The organism is Psychrobacter sp. DAB_AL62B, assembly GCF_028895345.1.
Taxonomy (GTDB): Bacteria; Pseudomonadota; Gammaproteobacteria; order Pseudomonadales; family Moraxellaceae; genus Psychrobacter.
On record NZ_SAXC01000001.1, the window covers coordinates 299,803 to 317,157 of the forward strand.

The 17,355-nt window shown below is 42.7% G+C and carries 11 protein-coding genes; 6 read left to right on the plus strand and 5 right to left on the minus strand.

Annotation, left to right across the window (positions count from 1 at the left end; genetic code table 11):
* The first annotated feature begins 124 nt into the window (after window positions 1–124).
* Both EPB74_RS01200 and EPB74_RS01205 read left to right on the plus strand, forming a co-directional pair.
* Entirely contained in the window at window positions 125–5,413 is a 5,289-nt protein-coding gene (locus EPB74_RS01200; protein WP_274902306.1) for a YadA-like family protein, read from the plus strand.
* Window positions 5,414–5,913: 500 nt separating this feature from the next.
* Window positions 5,914–7,440: an acetyl-CoA hydrolase/transferase family protein gene (locus EPB74_RS01205; RefSeq protein ID WP_274902307.1), complete on the plus strand. Its 1,527-nt coding sequence runs from the start codon at window positions 5,914–5,916 to the stop codon at window positions 7,438–7,440.
* A 116-nt stretch (window positions 7,441–7,556) separates the two neighbouring features.
* On the opposite strand, the gene EPB74_RS01210 is transcribed toward EPB74_RS01205, so the two are convergent.
* The 4 genes from EPB74_RS01210 to EPB74_RS01225 form a co-directional block, all read right to left on the minus strand.
* Window positions 7,557–8,303, minus strand: a complete 747-nt coding sequence (locus tag EPB74_RS01210) for an SCO family protein (protein WP_274902308.1) — start codon at window positions 8,301–8,303, stop codon at window positions 7,557–7,559.
* Window positions 8,304–8,433: 130 nt separating this feature from the next.
* On the minus strand, window positions 8,434–9,276 hold the full coding sequence (locus EPB74_RS01215; RefSeq protein ID WP_274902309.1) for a formylglycine-generating enzyme family protein: 843 nt from the start codon (window positions 9,274–9,276) through the stop codon (window positions 8,434–8,436).
* 212 nt (window positions 9,277–9,488) lie between these two features.
* Window positions 9,489–11,015: a copper-containing nitrite reductase gene (gene nirK, locus EPB74_RS01220; protein ID WP_274902310.1), complete on the minus strand. Its 1,527-nt coding sequence runs from the start codon at window positions 11,013–11,015 to the stop codon at window positions 9,489–9,491.
* Between the two features lie 535 nt (window positions 11,016–11,550).
* The gene (locus EPB74_RS01225; protein WP_274902311.1) at window positions 11,551–12,255 is read right to left on the minus strand and encodes a hypothetical protein; all 705 of its coding nucleotides are present in this window, start codon (window positions 12,253–12,255) and stop codon (window positions 11,551–11,553) included.
* Between the two features lie 487 nt (window positions 12,256–12,742).
* Here EPB74_RS01225 and EPB74_RS01230 point away from each other — a divergent pair, with 487 nt between their 5' ends.
* Entirely contained in the window at window positions 12,743–13,420 is a 678-nt protein-coding gene (locus tag EPB74_RS01230; RefSeq protein WP_274902312.1) for a glutathione S-transferase, read from the plus strand.
* Window positions 13,421–13,460: 40 nt separating this feature from the next.
* Window positions 13,461–14,027, plus strand: coding sequence for a tellurite resistance methyltransferase TehB (tehB, locus tag EPB74_RS01235; protein ID WP_274902313.1), 567 nt, complete (start codon window positions 13,461–13,463; stop codon window positions 14,025–14,027).
* Window positions 14,028–14,211: 184 nt separating this feature from the next.
* Here the strand turns inward: tehB and EPB74_RS01240 are convergent, their stop codons facing one another.
* A complete protein-coding gene (locus EPB74_RS01240; RefSeq protein ID WP_274902314.1) occupies window positions 14,212–15,129 on the minus strand; it encodes a LysR family transcriptional regulator in 918 nt (305 codons plus the stop codon).
* 175 nt (window positions 15,130–15,304) lie between these two features.
* Here EPB74_RS01240 and EPB74_RS01245 point away from each other — a divergent pair, with 175 nt between their 5' ends.
* Both EPB74_RS01245 and EPB74_RS01250 read left to right on the plus strand, forming a co-directional pair.
* Complete coding sequence (locus tag EPB74_RS01245; protein WP_274902315.1) at window positions 15,305–15,694, plus strand: RidA family protein; 390 nt, start codon at window positions 15,305–15,307, stop codon at window positions 15,692–15,694.
* Between the two features lie 96 nt (window positions 15,695–15,790).
* Window positions 15,791–17,254, plus strand: a complete 1,464-nt coding sequence (locus EPB74_RS01250; RefSeq protein ID WP_274902316.1) for an aldehyde dehydrogenase family protein — start codon at window positions 15,791–15,793, stop codon at window positions 17,252–17,254.
* Window positions 17,255–17,355: the final 101 nt, after the last annotated feature.

Genomic DNA, 17,355 nt, shown 5'->3' on the forward strand with positions numbered 1-17,355 from the left:
ACAATTCGTGTCTCACTTCAATCCTATATATTTATAACGACTTTATTTTGTAGCATTAACTCTCTAAAAGATGGATTTTAACTTTGCTTTTTAAATCTGATATGTCTGTAAGGGAGTATGCGTCATGAACAGGAATTATAAAGTCATATGGAACCGCTCGTTAGGCTGCTTTACTGCTGTTGCAGAATATGCAAAATCGCGTGGTAAGTCATCAAAATCTAGCGTGAGCTCAAACGCTACTATCAATACTACCTCTAATATTTCTTCTGCCAGTATTTTCCGTATGACTACTCTTGGGTTGGGGTTAGTTGTCGCCGGATTTAGTATGCAGGCGATTGCTGCACCTTGCGACGGTAGTGCAGAGGTAAAGTGCGGAACTAATGCTACAGTAGGTGCTCTTAATGGCATTGCTATAGGTAAGAATGCCACAGTCTTAGGTAGTCAAGGGATAGCAATTGGTGGGGGTTCAAGCGGTCAGAACACCACTGCTAGTGGAGACCAATCTATCGCTATTGGTGCGAACGTTGTCTCATCAGGTGCATCATCTATCGCCATTGGCGGTGATGATTTAGACACCGCCTCTAAGACCAACTTCGATGGCAGTATATCTACAGGTGCATTAAATAGTGGTCAGGTCAATACGACTTTTAATGAATATGCTGGTCGAGACTTGTTAGAGTCATGGGATGCGTATGGTGTATATACTGAAGCGAGTGGTGCTGCCTCTATTGCGATGGGTGCAAAAGCGCGGTCTGCTGGTAACCTAGCAACTGCTATGGGTATTCATTCGAGCGCATCTGGTATAGCTTCATCAGCATTTGGTGTAGCATCATCAGCTACTGGACAAGGCGCACTAGCATTGGGTGCAGGTGCAAAATCTTTGACACAAGACGGGGTGGCACTAGGTTCAAGGTCAGTGGCTAACATTGCAGGCGGTGCAGCAGGTTTCGCTCCAACAAGTGCCAGTGTCGCAGACAAAGCTGCTATCACAGCGACTAACAGCACAAGCCTTGGTGCTGTCTCTCTTGGTAATGCTAAAGACGGCACTCGTCAGATCGTCAATCTAGCAGCTGGTACCAAAGACAGTGATGCGGTGAACGTAAGTCAGTTAAAGTCGTTAACTAACATTGTTAGTGAAGGCCAAACGCATTACTACAGTGTTAATGATAATGGAGTAGCTAAAGCGAACTACAATAATGATGGTGCTACGGGTGGAAATTCGATGGCAGCTGGTATTGCTGCTACAGCAGGCGGTACTTTTGCTACTGCTATAGGGACTGACGCGAACGCTCAAGGATATGCTTCAACGGCCTTAGGAAATGAGGCTGATGCTACTAAAACTAATTCCTTAGCGTTAGGGCGACAAGCTAAAGCTACTGGAACTAACAGTACGGCTTTAGGGTGGGAAGCCTCTGCTTCCGCTGAAAATAGTATGGCTTTAGGCCGAAAAGCAATGGCAACAGGGGCTAACAACATAGCATTAGGCCGAGAAGCTAATACATCTGGTAGGAATAGTACGGCGTTAGGGTTGCAAGCCTCTGCCTCCGCTAATAATAGTATGGCTTTAGGTACAGAAGCAAAAGCTATGGCTAATAAAAGTATCGCGCTGGGGGAAGGAGCTAATGCTACTCACGAAGGCTCTGTTGCCTTAGGTAGCGGTTCTGTTGCTGATGGTACAACCTTAACTACGGCAGCATTCCAGCCACTAAACAGCAATGGTAGTCTAATTGCTGTTGCAGCTCCAACAGCAAAAAGTGAAGTTTCGGTAGGCTCTGCTGGTAGCGAGCGCCGCATTACTAATGTGGCAGCTGGTGCGACTGATACTGATGCTGTGAACGTCAGTCAGCTGACAGGTTCTGCCGCAGCTTCTAAAACAGAAGTAGAAGCTGGTACTAACGTTGCTGTCACAAACAACCCTGGCGTTAATGGTCAGAACGTTTATACGATTGACGCTGATGGTACTACTGCTTCAGCTGGTTCAGCTGCAGTGACAGTAACGCCAGGCACTAAAGGTGCTGACAACCTAACTGACTACGCAGTTGATCTAAGCCAAGCTAGTAAAGACAGCTTAGTGAAAGCTAACAACTCAGTACAGTATGACAACCCAGCTCAGACCAGCGTAACGCTAGGTGGAGTAGGAGCCGCAGCGCCAGTCGTGCTAACTAATATTGCCGCTGGTGATCTAAGCACAACCAGTACCGATGCGGTCAATGGCAGTCAGTTGCATGCTACCAACACAGTGGTCAACAAAGGTTTTGGTTTAAAAGCTGCTGATGGCAATACGGTAATGAAACCATTGGGTGAGCAAGTTGAAGTAGTTGGCTCTAACAGCAACATTACCACTAAAGTGATTGGTGGTAAAATTGCAGTTGCCTTAAATAATGATCTAGATTTAGGTGCTACTGGTAGTGTCACAATGGGTAAAGCTGGTTTCTTAGGTTTAGGACCTGTGACTACCGTTAACAGCCTAGGTGTCTTCACAGGTAATGTGCTAGGTAGTACAGCAGTTACTGGTGCAGGTATCAGTTTAAATGGTTCGTTAGGCATTCCTAGTACTACTTTAACGACTAATGGCCTTAATATCATTGGTGGTCCAAGCGTCACTAAATCTGGTATCGATGCTGGTAATAAGAAGATTACTCGAGTTGATGCTGGTGTCGCCCCAACTGATGCTGTGAACGTCAGTCAGCTGACAGGTTCTGCCGCAGCTTCTAAAACAGAAGTAGAAGCTGGTACTAACGTTGCTGTCACAAACAACCCTGGCGTTAATGGTCAGAACGTTTATACGATTGACGCTGATGGTACTACTGCTTCAGCTGGTTCAGCTGCAGTGACAGTAACGCCAGGCACTAAAGGTGCTGACAACCTAACTGACTACGCAGTTGATCTAAGCCAAGCTAGTAAAGACAGCTTGAGTAGTGCAGATAGTGCCTTACAATCTGTTGTCACTCAGATTGATGGTGTTGCTGTTAAAACTATTACTAAAGCAGACAATACAGCCAACTTCCTCAAAGGTGACAACATTCTGTTGACCCCTGAAAGCGGTGGTATCAAGGTAGCGCTGGCCAAAGACTTAACCGGTCTTAATAGCGTCACGACAGGTAATACTGTGATGAATACCAGTGGCGTCAGTTTCACTGGCAGTACTGTAAACTTAAGCGGCACTGGTCTTAACAACGGTGGCAATCAGATCACAAATGTCAAAGCTGGTACAGAAGATATGGATGCCGTTAACGTTGGACAGTTAAATCTGGCTAATACTACCATTGATAAAGGCTTAAACTTTGGCGGAGACAGTGGTACAGATGTTAACCGTAAGCTTGGTCAAAAGCTCATTGTCAAAGGTGGCGATACTATTAATGCTGATTCAGCAACGAAAAATATTAGTGTCACGGCTAATGGGGATGATACTTTAACGGTCAGACTGGCTAAAGATATTAACCTTGGTGAAACTGGTAGTGTCACCACTGGAAATACTCAAGTTAATAATGCTGGTATTACGTTATATCGTGGTGACAACGGCCAAGTAGTTCTGACCAACAATGGTCTTAACAACGGCAATAATAAAATTACTAACGTTGCTGCTGGATTATTGAGCGCTACTAGTAAGGATGCGGTTAACGGTAGTCAGTTGTTTAAGACTAACGAAGACGTTGCCAAAGGTATTAAGTTTGACCTAAATGGTACAACAAAAACCTATGCATTAGGTGAGGCAATCCAAGTTGCGACTGATGCCAATATTACCACTACTGCTTTTGGTAATGGTGCGAAGTTCGGTCTAGCTGACACTATTAAAATCGGTGGCACTAGCGCAAATGCTGTGTCAATCGACGGTACTGCCGGCATCGTTAAAGGATTGACTAACACAACCTTTGATGCCAGTACAACTTATACCGGTGGTCAAGCAGCGACTCAGGAGCAGTTATCGGGTCTTCAAAGCGGCATAAGCGACACCTTCGATAAAGGTATCTCGTTTGGTGGCGATAACGCGCCAACGACCATCAAGCGTAAGCTTGGTGAAAAAATTATCGTCAAAGGTGGAGTGAGTGATCCTACAAAGCTAACGGATAGTAATATTGGCGTTATCGCTGATGGTACTGATACTCTGACAGTGAAATTGGCAAAAGACTTAACTGGACTTAACAGTGCAAGCTTTGGCAATGACGTTATGATTTCATCCAATGGCTTAAGAGCAGGGACTACCGTAATAAATACTGGTGGCGTCAGCTTCAGTGGTAGTACAGTAAGCTTAAGTAGCAGCGGTCTTAACAATGGCGGTAATGTTATTACCAATGTTGCACGAGGTGAAGCAACTACTGATGCTGTTAATGTTGGACAGTTAAACGAAGTCAAACAAAGTGCAGCTGATGCTAACAAAGGCTGGAATGTCAGTGCCCAAGGAGCAAATACCAGCACAGTGAAACCAAGCGATAAAGTCGACTTAAACAACACAGACAACAATATTACGGTCTCTAAAACAGCAGAGAGTAATAATGTTAGCTTTAATTTAAGTAAAGACATCGCGGTAGATAGCGTAAAAACTGGTGATGCTACGATGAATAGCAGTGGTCTAACTATCGCAGGTGGTCCTAAATTTACTAAAACCAGTATCGATGCTGCTGGCAATAAAATAACTAATGTTGCTAATGGTCTTGTTGGCATCAATAGTAAGGAAGCCATTAATGGAGGTCAGTTAAATGAAGTTATTGCTGCTCTTGATGGAAACACAGATGTACTTGCTGGGCAGATGAATACTGGCCTCAATTTTGGTGCAGATAGCGGTGTCAATATCAACAAAAAAATTGGTGACGGTAGTGTACTCGGCTTCAAAGGTGGTAATAACATTAAAACTACCGCTGAAGGCAGTAGCATCAAGTTTGACTTGAACGGTAATATCAATGTAGAGAGCGTGACGACTGGCAATACGACGGTTAATAATAGTGGTGTTACTATTAAAAATGGCCCAAGTATGACAGCCGCTGGTATCTATGCAGGTAATGCCGAAACGGCCCCAAGTATGACGGCAGCCGGTATCAATGCTGCTGGCACTAAGGTAACTAACGTTGCTGATGGCATGGCACCTAGAGATGCGGTTAACTTCGGGCAATTAGACGCTGTTAGTAGAGGTTTAGGTAACAGCATCAATGAGCTAGGTTATAGAGTTGATGAAGTTGAAGATGACGCAAATGCGGGTATCTCAGCAGCCATGGCAATGTCTTCATTGCCCCAAGCCTACATCATAGGTAAGTCAATGATAGGCGGTGGTATTGCAACGTATAATGGTGAGAGTGCCGTCGCTATCGGCTTCTCTAAGTTATCTGATGATGGACGTTGGGTTATGAAGTTAAATGGTACTGCGGATACCCAGGGGAACGTAGGTGCTGCAATTGGTGCAGGTTTCCATTTTGACTAAACGATCTAAGCCAGATAATAATCAAAACTGTTAGTTAAACACAAAAAAGTAAGGCATCAGATGCCTTGCTTTTTTAATGGTGAACGATTAAACGCTAAAAACAAGTGACAGGGTATAGTGTACTGGCAATAATTTCTGTCGTATATTGGATCCATTTTAAAAACGATACAGTGCTATTGACTATAATTTTTTCTCGCTTGCTTTTCGTAGGCGTGACAAAGGCTGCAAAAAAATTATAGTCAATAGCATGTCATTACAATCGTATAGCTTTTATTTTGAACTGACTATAGTATCACCAAGAAATATTTGCTTTTAAATTATAAACTATTGTTAGCACGTTATAAAAAACTTAAGTGCCTATTTTAAAACTTAAGCTAACCAGCTTGTTTTTTATTGTAAAGTTGTTAATATGCTGCAATGAATTTTATTGTTAGTTTCGTATCAAACCCTTCGCTATGGTGAGGTTTGATTTTAATATGGAAGTTACTAGGAAAAAAGGTATGACATCAATTAATCATGAAGGTCGCGTACTGCACGACGGTTTAAATAAAAAAATCATGTCTGCTGATGAAGCGGCGGCATTTATTAAAAATGATATGAACGTCGGTATGAGTGGTTTTACTGGGGCGGGTTATCCTAAAGCCATACCAGCAGCACTTGCTAAACATATGGAAGCTGCTCACGCTCGCGGTGAAGAATTTCAAATTGGCTTACTGACTGGCGCATCTACTGCAACTGAATGTGATGGCGTATTGGCTGAAGCCAAGGGCATCAAATGGCGCACGCCGTATCAGTCAGAGCCTGCGCTGCGTAAACAAATTAACGCCGGTGAAGCGTATTATTTTGACATGCATTTATCGCATGTAGCTCAGCAAAGTACTATTGGATTCTACGGCGATATGCATATGGCTGTCGTCGAAGTATCAGGTATTTTACCAGATGGTCGCCTAATTCCTTCGACCTCAATTGGTACGAGTAATGCATGGTTAGAGAATGCTGACCAAATCATCTTAGAAGTCAACGCTCAGCAAAGCTTAATGTTAGAAGGTATGCATGATGTTTATAACGACATTGGTATGCCACCTAACCGTAAGCCTATTCCATTAGTCACGCCAGGCGGACGTATTGGTGTTCCATACTTACATTGTGATTTGGATAAAGTCGTGGCGGTTGTTTTAACCGACTCACCAGACCGCAACAGCAAGTTTGCTGATCCCGATGAATGCTCAAACAAAATCGCTAGCCATATCATTAATTTTTTCCATGATGAAGTCAAAAAAGGCCGTCTACCTGCTAACTTATTGCCTATCCAATCAGGTGTAGGTAACGTGGCTAATGCGGTATTGGCCGGATTACAGCACAGCTCGTTTGAGCAATTGACCGGCTATACTGAAGTATTACAAGACGGTATGTTAGACCTCATCATGTCTGGCAAAATGACCATGGCGTCTGCCACTGCACTGTCATTAAGCCCAGATGCACTAGAAACGTTTAATGCCAACCTTGAAGAGTTACGTGCTCGTATTGTGTTGCGTCCACAAGAGATTACCAATCACCCTGAAGTGGCGCGTCGCTTAGGGGTATTGGCAATTAACGCCATGATCGAGTGTGACCTTTATGGTAACGTCAACTCAACCCACGTCATGGGCACCAACATGATGAATGGCCTCGGCGGTTCAGGTGACTTTGCCCGTAACGCTTACACCTCATTCTTTGTATCGCCATCAGTAGCAAAAGATGGTGCTATCTCTTGTATCACACCAATGGTATCGCATCATGACCATACTGAGCATGATGTGATGGTCATCGTGACTGAGCAAGGTTTGGCTGACTTGCGTGGTCTTGCGCCGCGTCAACGTGCCCAAGCGATTATCGATAACTGTGCGCACCCAGATTATCGTCCGATGTTGCAGGATTACTTCGATCGCGCCTCTAGCACAGCAGGTATGCAAACGCCGCATATTCTTAATGAGTCGCTATCATGGCATCAACGTTATGTCGAAACAGGCGATATGCGCATCAAGTAAGCGTATAACGCTGTAAGTTTATAAATCCATTCAAAACAAAACACCGCTTGTCTGTTATCAGATAAGCGGTGTTTTTATATATAGGTTAGTCGTACGTAAGCGATGGTTTTGATAGCTTAATTATGAGTGTTCAAATACTCAATCAACGGCTTAATGCCAGAATCCGCCACACCAATTCCTTGCGCCACTAAGCGACCTTCTTTATCCAAAACAGAAATCAGATTAGAGTGGTTAATATCGCCATTAGCAGCAAATTGATATTTAATATTTAGGGTGTTGGCAAGCATACGGGTACTGGCTTCATCACTACGAATCAAGCGCCAATTATCACCGAGCTCATTATATTCAGCAAAGTTTTTCATCACCTCAACGGTATCACGCTCAGTATCTAATGTGGCCAGTAAAAACTCAGTTTGTGCGCGTACTTCAGGTGTCATTTCCTTATAAATCTGCTTCATGGATTGAACCAGAATAGGACAAGTATGCTGACAGCTGGTATAAGCCATCACCACCACTTGGTTTTTACCCTGAAGCTTATCAAGCTCAAAGGTATTGCCATTATGGTCTGTCCAGTCGCCGCCCACCTGATAAATAGAGTAATCTTGCCCCAATGCTTCTGCAGGTTGTTGTGAATTCATGTCTTTATGATCCATGTCATTCATATTGTCATGAGCCATTACTGCAGGCTTAGAGTTAGCTCCAGACTTGGATTCATTTTGGTTATCCTGTACAGCAGCCACTTCATTAGCGTCAGGATTACTACAAGCCAGTAAAGCAATACATAGCCCGCCAGCTAAGGTCAGTTTGATAGCATGAACCAATGGGTGAGTGGTGCTGTTTTGCATGGTTTTTATTGTTTTCATGAGACAGTCCTTAAAAGCAATTAAATTCATTTTAAAATAGCGGCTAAATTAGCGTTTTAATACTCACTATTTTAGATAAAAGGTCTATCTGGCTGTTTACTTGCCAGCTTTATAAATCAATCACACAACATTAATCACTAGCACAGCGAAAGCCGAGACTACTGACAGTATATTTGGCTTCTAAGCTTGAGCGAAAGCCATAACGCATAAAGGCGGCATAATCGCTTGGGTCGACGGCACCCGCGGCGCCAGATCCGCAAAACATCTGTTGGTTAAGGTTGCTGTCTGAGCGTGATTCGCCAGTGACTAAGCTATTGTTAAAATTCTCTGTCCACTCCCAAATGAGACCATGCAAGTCCTTGACGCCCCAATAGTTAGCAGGGCTTTGTCCGACATCAGCAAGTTGGTCTTTATTCCCAGCAGATTTGCCATACCAGTCCAGTATGCGCTGGTTATAACCAGCCTCTAAACTGCCATTTTTATTGGTAGTAGAAGCTTGTGCCACGTATTCCCACTGCTCAACTGTGGGTAAGCGCTTGTTTTGAGAACGGCAATATTGATTGGCGGCGTACCATGACACATTCACCACAGGCTTGCGAAAATCAGATTTTTTAGGCACAGAAATATCTTTTGTGTTTAGCCAATGCTTTAAGTAATTGGAATCTGCAAAGATGGGTGCGATAGCATGTTTTCTAAACTTCGGATTTGTTTTTAAAAACTGATAGAACTGTATATTGGTAACCGGTAATTCATCTATTTTAAATCTATCCACTGCCACTAAGGGCGAGTTTTTGCTCAAGTATAAAGGGCGGTAAGTACCCGGCTGTATCGCTAGTTCTTTTGCTTGCGCTTGCGTACTCATGAATCCAAAGTCTGTTGTTATCGTAAGCGCACTGACGACCAATAACAACGCGAAAGGACGAGCATAAGCGGTTATAGTTTTGCAGCTTTTAGTGATGCGAGTAGAGGACATAATTAACCTCCTAGTTGCCCTAAAAAGGGCGGGGCGTATAGCGATCAATCAAGTAGTCAATAAAGCCGTTAGTCAATATAAAGAGTCTTATTTTCAAGGCTATATTTTGAAAACTTTATTTATAGTGACGGTGGCAAACCCTTACTGAGTCTGGCACCGCTTTCGACTTGACGATAAGATACTCGATTATCTACTTAAAAAACCAATCAGATTTATTGACGAGCCGCTTTAACCTCTTCTGGAGTGGTTTCGCCACCTTTATTACCCCAGCTATTCATGATATAAGTCACAACGTTAGCAACTTTCTCATCATCTAAAGCAACGGCTGGCATGACACTGTCATACTCTTGACCATTGACGGTGATTTTACCGCTTAAGCCATTTAAAATAGCACTGATGGCACGTTTGGGGTCTTTATTTAAATAGTCTGATTTGGCCAGTGGTGGAAAGGCTTTTGGCACACCAGTACCATCAGGTTGGTGACAGGCTGCACAGTTGCTGGCGTAAATTGACTCGCCCATTTTAATTCTTTCTTGTTTGTTTGCAGCAACTACTTTTGGTGCAGGTGCATCATTCTTGCCAATACTCTGAGCGGCTGAACCTTCTGGTAAATAGACAGCTTCACGTACTTTTCCAGAGTAAATTCTTGGATCTTCAGGGCCTTCGACATTAATGATACCTAGCGCACCTTTATTGAATGCTCGGAAAATAGAATGGTCGACTATCACCAACTCACCCGGCACATCTACTTTAAATTGAGTAATGGCTGCGCCACCTGCTGGGATAAGCGTGGTTTGCACATTATGGTTTTCAGCTGAGCCGCCTTCCATATTGACCTTATCAAAAATTTCACCGATAACGTGGAATGACGATACTAAGTTAGGGCCACCGTTACCGACAAACAAACGAACCGTTTCGCCAACTTTCGCTTGTAGCGAGTTTTCACCAGTTAGCGCGCCAACTGAGCCGTTAAATAGCACATAGTCAGCATCTTCTTTGACGGCTTTTCCCATATCAAAAGGTTGTAAGCCTTTATCGCCATAGTCACCTTTGGTATAGAAATCACCTTGCATGACATAAAATTCACGATCAACTTTTGGTAAGCCTTCTTCTGGCTCGACTAAGATTAAACCATACATCCCGTTGGCAATATGCATCCCAACAGGCGCTACGGCACAATGATAGACGTACAAACCAGGCTTTAAGGCTTTAAAGTTGAATTCTGATGTATAGCCTGGAGAGGTGAACGAAGACGCTGCACCGCCTCCTGGACCAGTCACTGCGTGTAAGTCAATGTTGTGCGGCATTTTAGAGTCAGGATGGTTGGATAGATGAAACTCAATTTCATCCCCTTGACGAACCCGTATAAATTGTCCTGGCACCTGCCCACCAAATGTCCAGAAGTTATACTCGACGCCATCCGCTAAACGCATGACCTTTTCCACGGTTTCCATTTTTACGATCACTTTTGCGGGATAATCGCGGTCGATGGGAGGCGGAACTTCAGGAGCATGGGTGATAATGGCATCAATAACGGGCAATTCACCGTCTTTAGTGTTCTGAGCCTTGTTGTCATTTTCGGCTTGTGTGTTTTCGGCACTGGTCGCATTAGTCTGTTCAGGGTTTGATTTATCGCAACCAACCATACCTGCTGTACTCAACGCTAACAAGCAAGCTAGGGCCAGTTTAGAGTAAGTAGGGGATTGATGTTGAGCGAATGTTGAATTGAAAAAACGCATAATGCTCTCCAGTATTTAAAAATAAGTGGCTTATTTAATAAAGCTCGATTTTTATCGGTCTTTGGTATCCTAACACTAATTTTGCAAGAAGCATAAATTACCAATTAGATAATGAACTTATAAATTGGCTTCCATAAAATTCATTTTAAATGAATGTTTATATATAAGCGAATAATTTCTGTAAGATTTGTTTACTTCTTTTATACTGATGAGTTATTAATTTATATATAAATTTGTGCAGTTAAGTAGGTTAGAAAATACATTGTAGTAAAGCTTTATATTCTGTGATTAAGGATAATAATTGCTATGATGTTGGAAGTAGGTTAGGGTTCTAATTATAAGTCGCCTAAAAACCAATAAAAAAGCCTGTCTCAATATTAAGACAGGCTTTTTGTTAAATATTTCTGCTATTCAGCTATTAGTAACAATAAAAGAGATAGCAATCATTGAGGATAAAAACCCCCTATCAAAATTTTGTAAATCAAAGGATTATAAAATAAAGTCTCATAAATCAAGACCTATTAGGGGTGAATGACTAACGGCTAGTAAAAAGTATGGTTCTTAAGCCGTTGCTTGTAGGCTGGTTAATAGTTACCTTGCTATCTAAGATATCGCCTCGATTATTTATTTTATAGCATTCTGATGAAGTACCATCTGGATCATTGGCTAGAAGTAGATTCTGCGAGGTTTCTATACAGAACCATGCAGTATTATTGGTATCTCTTGTCAAAGACCAATCTTGTTTATACGTGCCTGTTTTTTTACGTTTGCTGCTATCAGCATATATATCTTCCGTCAGCAATTGGCTAGAGCTGCCAACGGTCGCCATCTTGGGGATAGTCGTCGTCTGAGTGGCTAACGAATACTCACCTGAGCTGTCAGTGAAGCCGTGGAATATCAATGGATTTAGAGTAAAGTAGTTGATTACAACTGACTGATCGGTGATTTGGTTATTCATTTTATTAATCGTGTTTACTTCAGCACCTTGCACAGATTTATTATTGAATACCATACTGCCTTTAGGTGTGATTGTAATGTCTGCTGAGGCACTTTGATTGCCCACCGTCGCCACTAAACTTTGGCTGCGGGCTTTGGTATAGATGTTGAGCATGGTTGCTTCAACGGGGTATTGGGTGACGATATTGTTTTGGTTATTATTGCCAGTCGTGCCACCATTCATACCGCCAGCACAAGCGCTTAAACTTAGTGCTACTGCGCCGCATAATGCTAATTTTTTCATGGTTTAATTCCTCAGTTTATTGAAATAGTCATATAAATATCCACTATAGTCGAATTTTTAAGCGATAACATCTGCTGTGTATCCTTGACCCTGCTATTATTACATCACTATAACAACCAATGATTTTTCAGAAATTTAAGCCATATTTAAAAAGAGTATTTTATCGTAGTTAGCGCAAAAAGCTCGTGCTCACAGTTAAGAGTGAGTTCATGTCGCTCTTTATTCAAATCAGCCTTTTCGGTATCGCCTTGTGAATGTATGCCTAGCCTGCGTTGAGGTAAAAATCAGTCTTAGCGTTTATGAGTAATTTGGTTTAGGAACAGCTGAATTTAGAGATAATATTATGAAACGACCTTTTAGGAATATGCTTTATTTACTAAGCCTTATCTATTAATCCTTGAGATTGATGCTGCTATTTTCAATTGAGCATGGTTAGTAGTAAGATAATAGCCCTCATTTCAAACTTAAGTGGTTACCATAAATACCCATGACTTCCTCACTTTATCGCCTTTACTCTTTTCGTCGCTGTCCTTATGCTATGCGCGCCCGTCTAGGACTCTTGTTCGCCGAGTTACAAGTGGAGCTGCGAGAGATAGTATTGAAAAATAAACCCACCCAAATGCTAGCGATTAGTCCGAAAGGCACTGTGCCTGTTTTACAGGTTTTTGATGCTATTGTAGATGATGCAGTGATTGAAGAGAGCAGGGAGATAATGATGTGGGCGCTTGAGCAACAAGATCCGCAAGGGCTTTTGGATACAAAGTTTTTACATCAGGCCAATGCTTTGATCAAGCAAAACGACAATGAATTTAAACATTGGCTAGATCGCTATAAATATGCCGACCGTCATCTTGAAATGACCCAGACAGAGTATCGGCAACGAGGTGAAGTATTCTTGCAGGTATTAGAAAAATTATTGGCTAAAAATAAGTATTTGCTGAGCGATAGTATTAGCGTCGCCGATATTGGCATCATGCCTTTTGTCCGCCAATTCGCCCATGTCGATCGCGATGTTTTTTACAGCTTACCTTACCCCAATTTACAGCAGTGGCTACAACACTGGTTGGAACACCCCCTCTTTCTGCAAGCCATGATTAAATTTAAACCATGGCAAGAAGGGGATGACGTGATGGTTTTTCCTGCCTCTTTAATCGACCTCAATTAGTGATATGATAAAAGCCTCATTTCAAACTTAAGAGGTTACCATGACCGTTGATCTCAATAGCCGTTACGGCTTAACTCCTGCACATAGCGAAGTGGTAGAAGCATGCAAAATTATCGAGCCGTGCGACACCTTAGATATGGGTTGTTCGAGTGGGCGTAATGCTCTGTACCTTAGCCAAAACGGATTTAACGTTACCGCGATAGATGCTAACCCCAGTGCTATAGATATGCTGAAAAGCATCATTAATGAAGAAGGTCTGACCAATATTAAGGCTGAAGTGTACGATATTAATCGTGCAAGCCTTGAGGCAGATTATGGTTTTATTTCCTGTACGGTAACCTTAATGTTTCTTGATCCTGCTCGTGTTGACGCTGTTATCGCTGACATGCAGGCGCGTACTTTGCCTGCTGGTTATAACCTGATTGTTTGTGCTATGAGTACGGCACAGTACCCATGCCCAGTTAATTTCCCATTTACCCTAAGCGCAGGACAACTGCGCGACGCTTATGAAGGATGGGAGCTGATTAAGTATAATGAAGACATAGGTACGATGCACAACGGCGCTCAATTACAATTTGCGACTGTGCTGGCACGTAAGTCTAGTTAGCCAATAAATTTTGATAACGTTAAGTATTTGATAACGTTAAGTAATTGAAGTTCATTAATTAATTATAAAAAGGTTGCTAGTGCTATATTAGCTATAGCGCTTGCAACCTTTTTTGTATGACTAAATCGGAACGCTACAATTATAGTAGCGTCTGCTTGGATTTTACTAATACTATTGTTAATGCTTACAACAAATAGTTCTCCTGAACATACGAAATACACAGCTCATAAAAGGCTTGGGCAGGTGGAGAGATAGATTTATTGGCCAGTTTAAAGATACCAATTTGTCTATTTAAGGAAGGATCAAGTAATTTTATCCAAACCAGCTCAGGTTCATTAGCAGGGAAGGCGAGTTTCGGTAAGGTCGTGATACCCAAATCGTTTCTCAATAATGAAAACAATGAGGTGATGTTTTCTACCGTGTAGCGAGCCTTGCGATTGAGCGCTTCTGCGGGTGTATTCTCAAGTAGTCTACAGGTGCCATTATAAATAAATGGCTGCGTTAAGAGTTGTTGCCATTTTAGCCCTTTTTGCACTTCACTTTTTGACGGCTTTGATAACTGCTCTGATAAACGGTTTAGCTCGTTGCTTTTAAGACAAACTACCCCGATAGGGTCTGATATGAGCAGGGTGAAATCAATCTCTTTTTCGTCGATACTTGTACAGTTACCCAAAGCCAAATCTACTTCACCCGTAAGCAAGCGATTCGCCACTCCCACCGCATTATCATCTATTAAGACGATTTCGATATCTGGATATTTCCTTGAATAGGCGACCAACACGCTAGGCAGTAGCTTAGTAACCAACGATGGCACGCTGGCAATCCTGATTTTTCCTTTGTCCCCTGATGCTATGGCTTGTAAATCATCTTCTAATGCTTGATAGACACTGAGAAACTGCTGGATTTTGGGTACACAACCTTCTCCAAAAGCTGTCAGTGTCGCCTTATTGCCAACTTCAAACAAACGCTGATCTAGCGTCTTCTCAAGCTCCTTTATTGACGCCGATATTGCGGCTTGTGAGCGATTAGCTCGATTGGCGGCTGCACGGAAGCCGCCTTCTTCTACCACGAATAAAAAATGTCGTAACTGCTGTAATTTCATAGTGGTTAGCGCCTTTATGCTTGCTGATATTACAAGAAATAAGATAACTTCAGATGATAGATTAAATCTATCATATTTAATATTTAATTGGTTAGATTTATCGTATTTAAATAGGTAGCATAAGGATTATGACGTAAAGGACTGACGAAATACTTTTCTTAAAGGATAAAAACCCATGACTACTCAACCAACCAAACAAGCCGTTAAGACTTCACTTTATGCGTCGAAGTCGCCCCTTGAATGGGCAGTGACTAATAACGGTACATTGTATACCGCGCAGATTCCTATCGATGGCAATGGTGAGGTGGTCGCTGGTGGTATCGAAGCCCAAACTCGCCAAACCCTCGAAAATCTGAAACACACTTTAGAATGTGCCAATGTCGGTATGAACTCGGTATTACAGGTGCTCATCTATGTCACGGATCGCGACTATCTAAAAACGGTCAATCAAGTTTATGCTGAATACTTCACCGCACCTTATCCGAACAGAGCAGCCTTAGTAATATCGGGTTTGGCGCGCGAGGAAATGCTGGTTGAATTGGTTGTCTATGCTGCTGTACCTTAAGTGCTCATTTATAAGTTTTTATTGATTTTATGACTCAAATCTATTGTATTTTTTATTTAAATAAACTCACTCGAAATTGTTATTAAGGATATTTTTATGTCAACTCAAGCGTTCAAACAAGACCCAAAAAAATCACTCTATATTAACGGTGAATGGCAAAGTGGTGCAGATACGATTGCCAATATTAATCCGTCTGATGTTACGGAAACTATCGGTGATTTTGCTCAAGCCAGCAGTGACCAAGTACAAGATGCCATTGCTGCCGCGCGCCTTGCGCAGCCAAAATGGGAAAAAACGCCCATGGAAAAAAAGCAGTCTATCTTGCAAGCGATTGGCGATGAGATGATTGCGCGTTGTGATGAACTAGGTACTCTGCTATCACGTGAAGAAGGTAAGCCGTTTGCGGAAGGTCGCGGCGAGATTTATCGTGCCGGTCAATTCTTTCACTATTATGCTGCCGAGGTATTACGCCAAATGGGCGACCTTGCTGACTCGGTACGCCCTGGGGTGAAAGTCGAAGTAACTCGTGAGGCGGTCGGTGTCGTCGCTATCATTTCTCCTTGGAATTTTCCAACCGCTACTGCTGTATGGAAAATTGCACCAGCGCTAGCCTATGGGAATAGCGTTATCTGGAAGCCTGCGAATTTAACGCCAGCCAGTGCGGTGGCGTTGGCAGAAATCATTCACCGTCAAGGGTTGCCAGAAGGCACATTTAACTTGGTACTTGGTGGCGGCTCATCAGTTGGTGATGCTTTAATCAATTCAAAAGACATCGATGCAGTTAGCTTTACTGGTTCAGTAGCGACGGGCCGCAAAGTTGCTGCGGCGACCGCGCCAAACTTTGTCCGTTGCCAGTTAGAGATGGGCAGTAAAAATGCTTTAGTCATCGCTAATGATGCTGATTTGCAAGTTGCTATTGATGCTGCCGTTGCTGGCGCGTTCGGTGGCTCAGGACAGAAATGTACCGCCTCTTCACGTCTGATAGTCATGGACGGTATTCATGATGCTTTCGTTGATGGCGTTATTGCAAAAATGAAAACGTTGAAAGTCGGTCATGCGCTTGATGACGGTATCTTTATGGGTCCAATCGTTGATGACAAACAGCTTGCGTCAAACATGGATTGGATTGAAAAAGCCAAACAAGCCGGTGCCAATTTAGCCTTTGGTGGTGAGCGTTTAGACATGCCACATGACGGTTATTATATGTCGCCTACCTTGTTTACCGAGACCGATAACAGTTGGGACATCAACCAAGAAGAAGTGTTTGCTCCGCTTGCTTGCGTCATGCGTGTAAAGAACTTGGAAGAAGCGATTGCCATGACCAATGACACGCGTTTTGGCTTAACTGGCGGCATTATTACTCAAAGTTTGCGTAATAGCGCGATGTTTAAAGAACAAGTCCAAGCAGGCTGTGTGATGGTCAATCTAGCAACGGCAGGTACGGATTATCACGTGCCGTTCGGTGGTCGTAAAGAGTCAAGCTTTGGTCCGCGCGAACAAGGAACGTATGCCAAAGAGTTTTATACCATTGTTAAAACGGCTTATCAGAAAGCGTACTAGAAGCGGATTAAAAAGGATGCTAGCCGCAGTTAATTGATTAATTAATCACGGCGCAACTGGTTGGACCTGCGCCGAGCGGCTACTTACAAAAAGCATAAAAG

What these genes read in the sequence shown, in the direction of transcription:
- EPB74_RS01200 (WP_274902306.1), top strand. Translation starts at nt 125, where the DNA reads ATGAACAGGAATTATAAAGTCATATGGAACCGCTCGTTAGGCTGCTTT.
- EPB74_RS01205 (WP_274902307.1), top strand. Translation starts at nt 5,914, where the DNA reads ATGACATCAATTAATCATGAAGGTCGCGTACTGCACGACGGTTTAAAT.
- EPB74_RS01210 (WP_274902308.1), bottom strand. Translation starts at nt 8,303, where the DNA reads ATGAAAACAATAAAAACCATGCAAAACAGCACCACTCACCCATTGGTT.
- EPB74_RS01215 (WP_274902309.1), bottom strand. Translation starts at nt 9,276, where the DNA reads ATGTCCTCTACTCGCATCACTAAAAGCTGCAAAACTATAACCGCTTAT.
- nirK (WP_274902310.1), bottom strand. Translation starts at nt 11,015, where the DNA reads ATGCGTTTTTTCAATTCAACATTCGCTCAACATCAATCCCCTACTTAC.
- EPB74_RS01225 (WP_274902311.1), bottom strand. Translation starts at nt 12,255, where the DNA reads ATGAAAAAATTAGCATTATGCGGCGCAGTAGCACTAAGTTTAAGCGCT.
- EPB74_RS01230 (WP_274902312.1), top strand. Translation starts at nt 12,743, where the DNA reads ATGACTTCCTCACTTTATCGCCTTTACTCTTTTCGTCGCTGTCCTTAT.
- tehB (WP_274902313.1), top strand. Translation starts at nt 13,461, where the DNA reads ATGACCGTTGATCTCAATAGCCGTTACGGCTTAACTCCTGCACATAGC.
- EPB74_RS01240 (WP_274902314.1), bottom strand. Translation starts at nt 15,129, where the DNA reads ATGAAATTACAGCAGTTACGACATTTTTTATTCGTGGTAGAAGAAGGC.
- EPB74_RS01245 (WP_274902315.1), top strand. Translation starts at nt 15,305, where the DNA reads ATGACTACTCAACCAACCAAACAAGCCGTTAAGACTTCACTTTATGCG.
- EPB74_RS01250 (WP_274902316.1), top strand. Translation starts at nt 15,791, where the DNA reads ATGTCAACTCAAGCGTTCAAACAAGACCCAAAAAAATCACTCTATATT.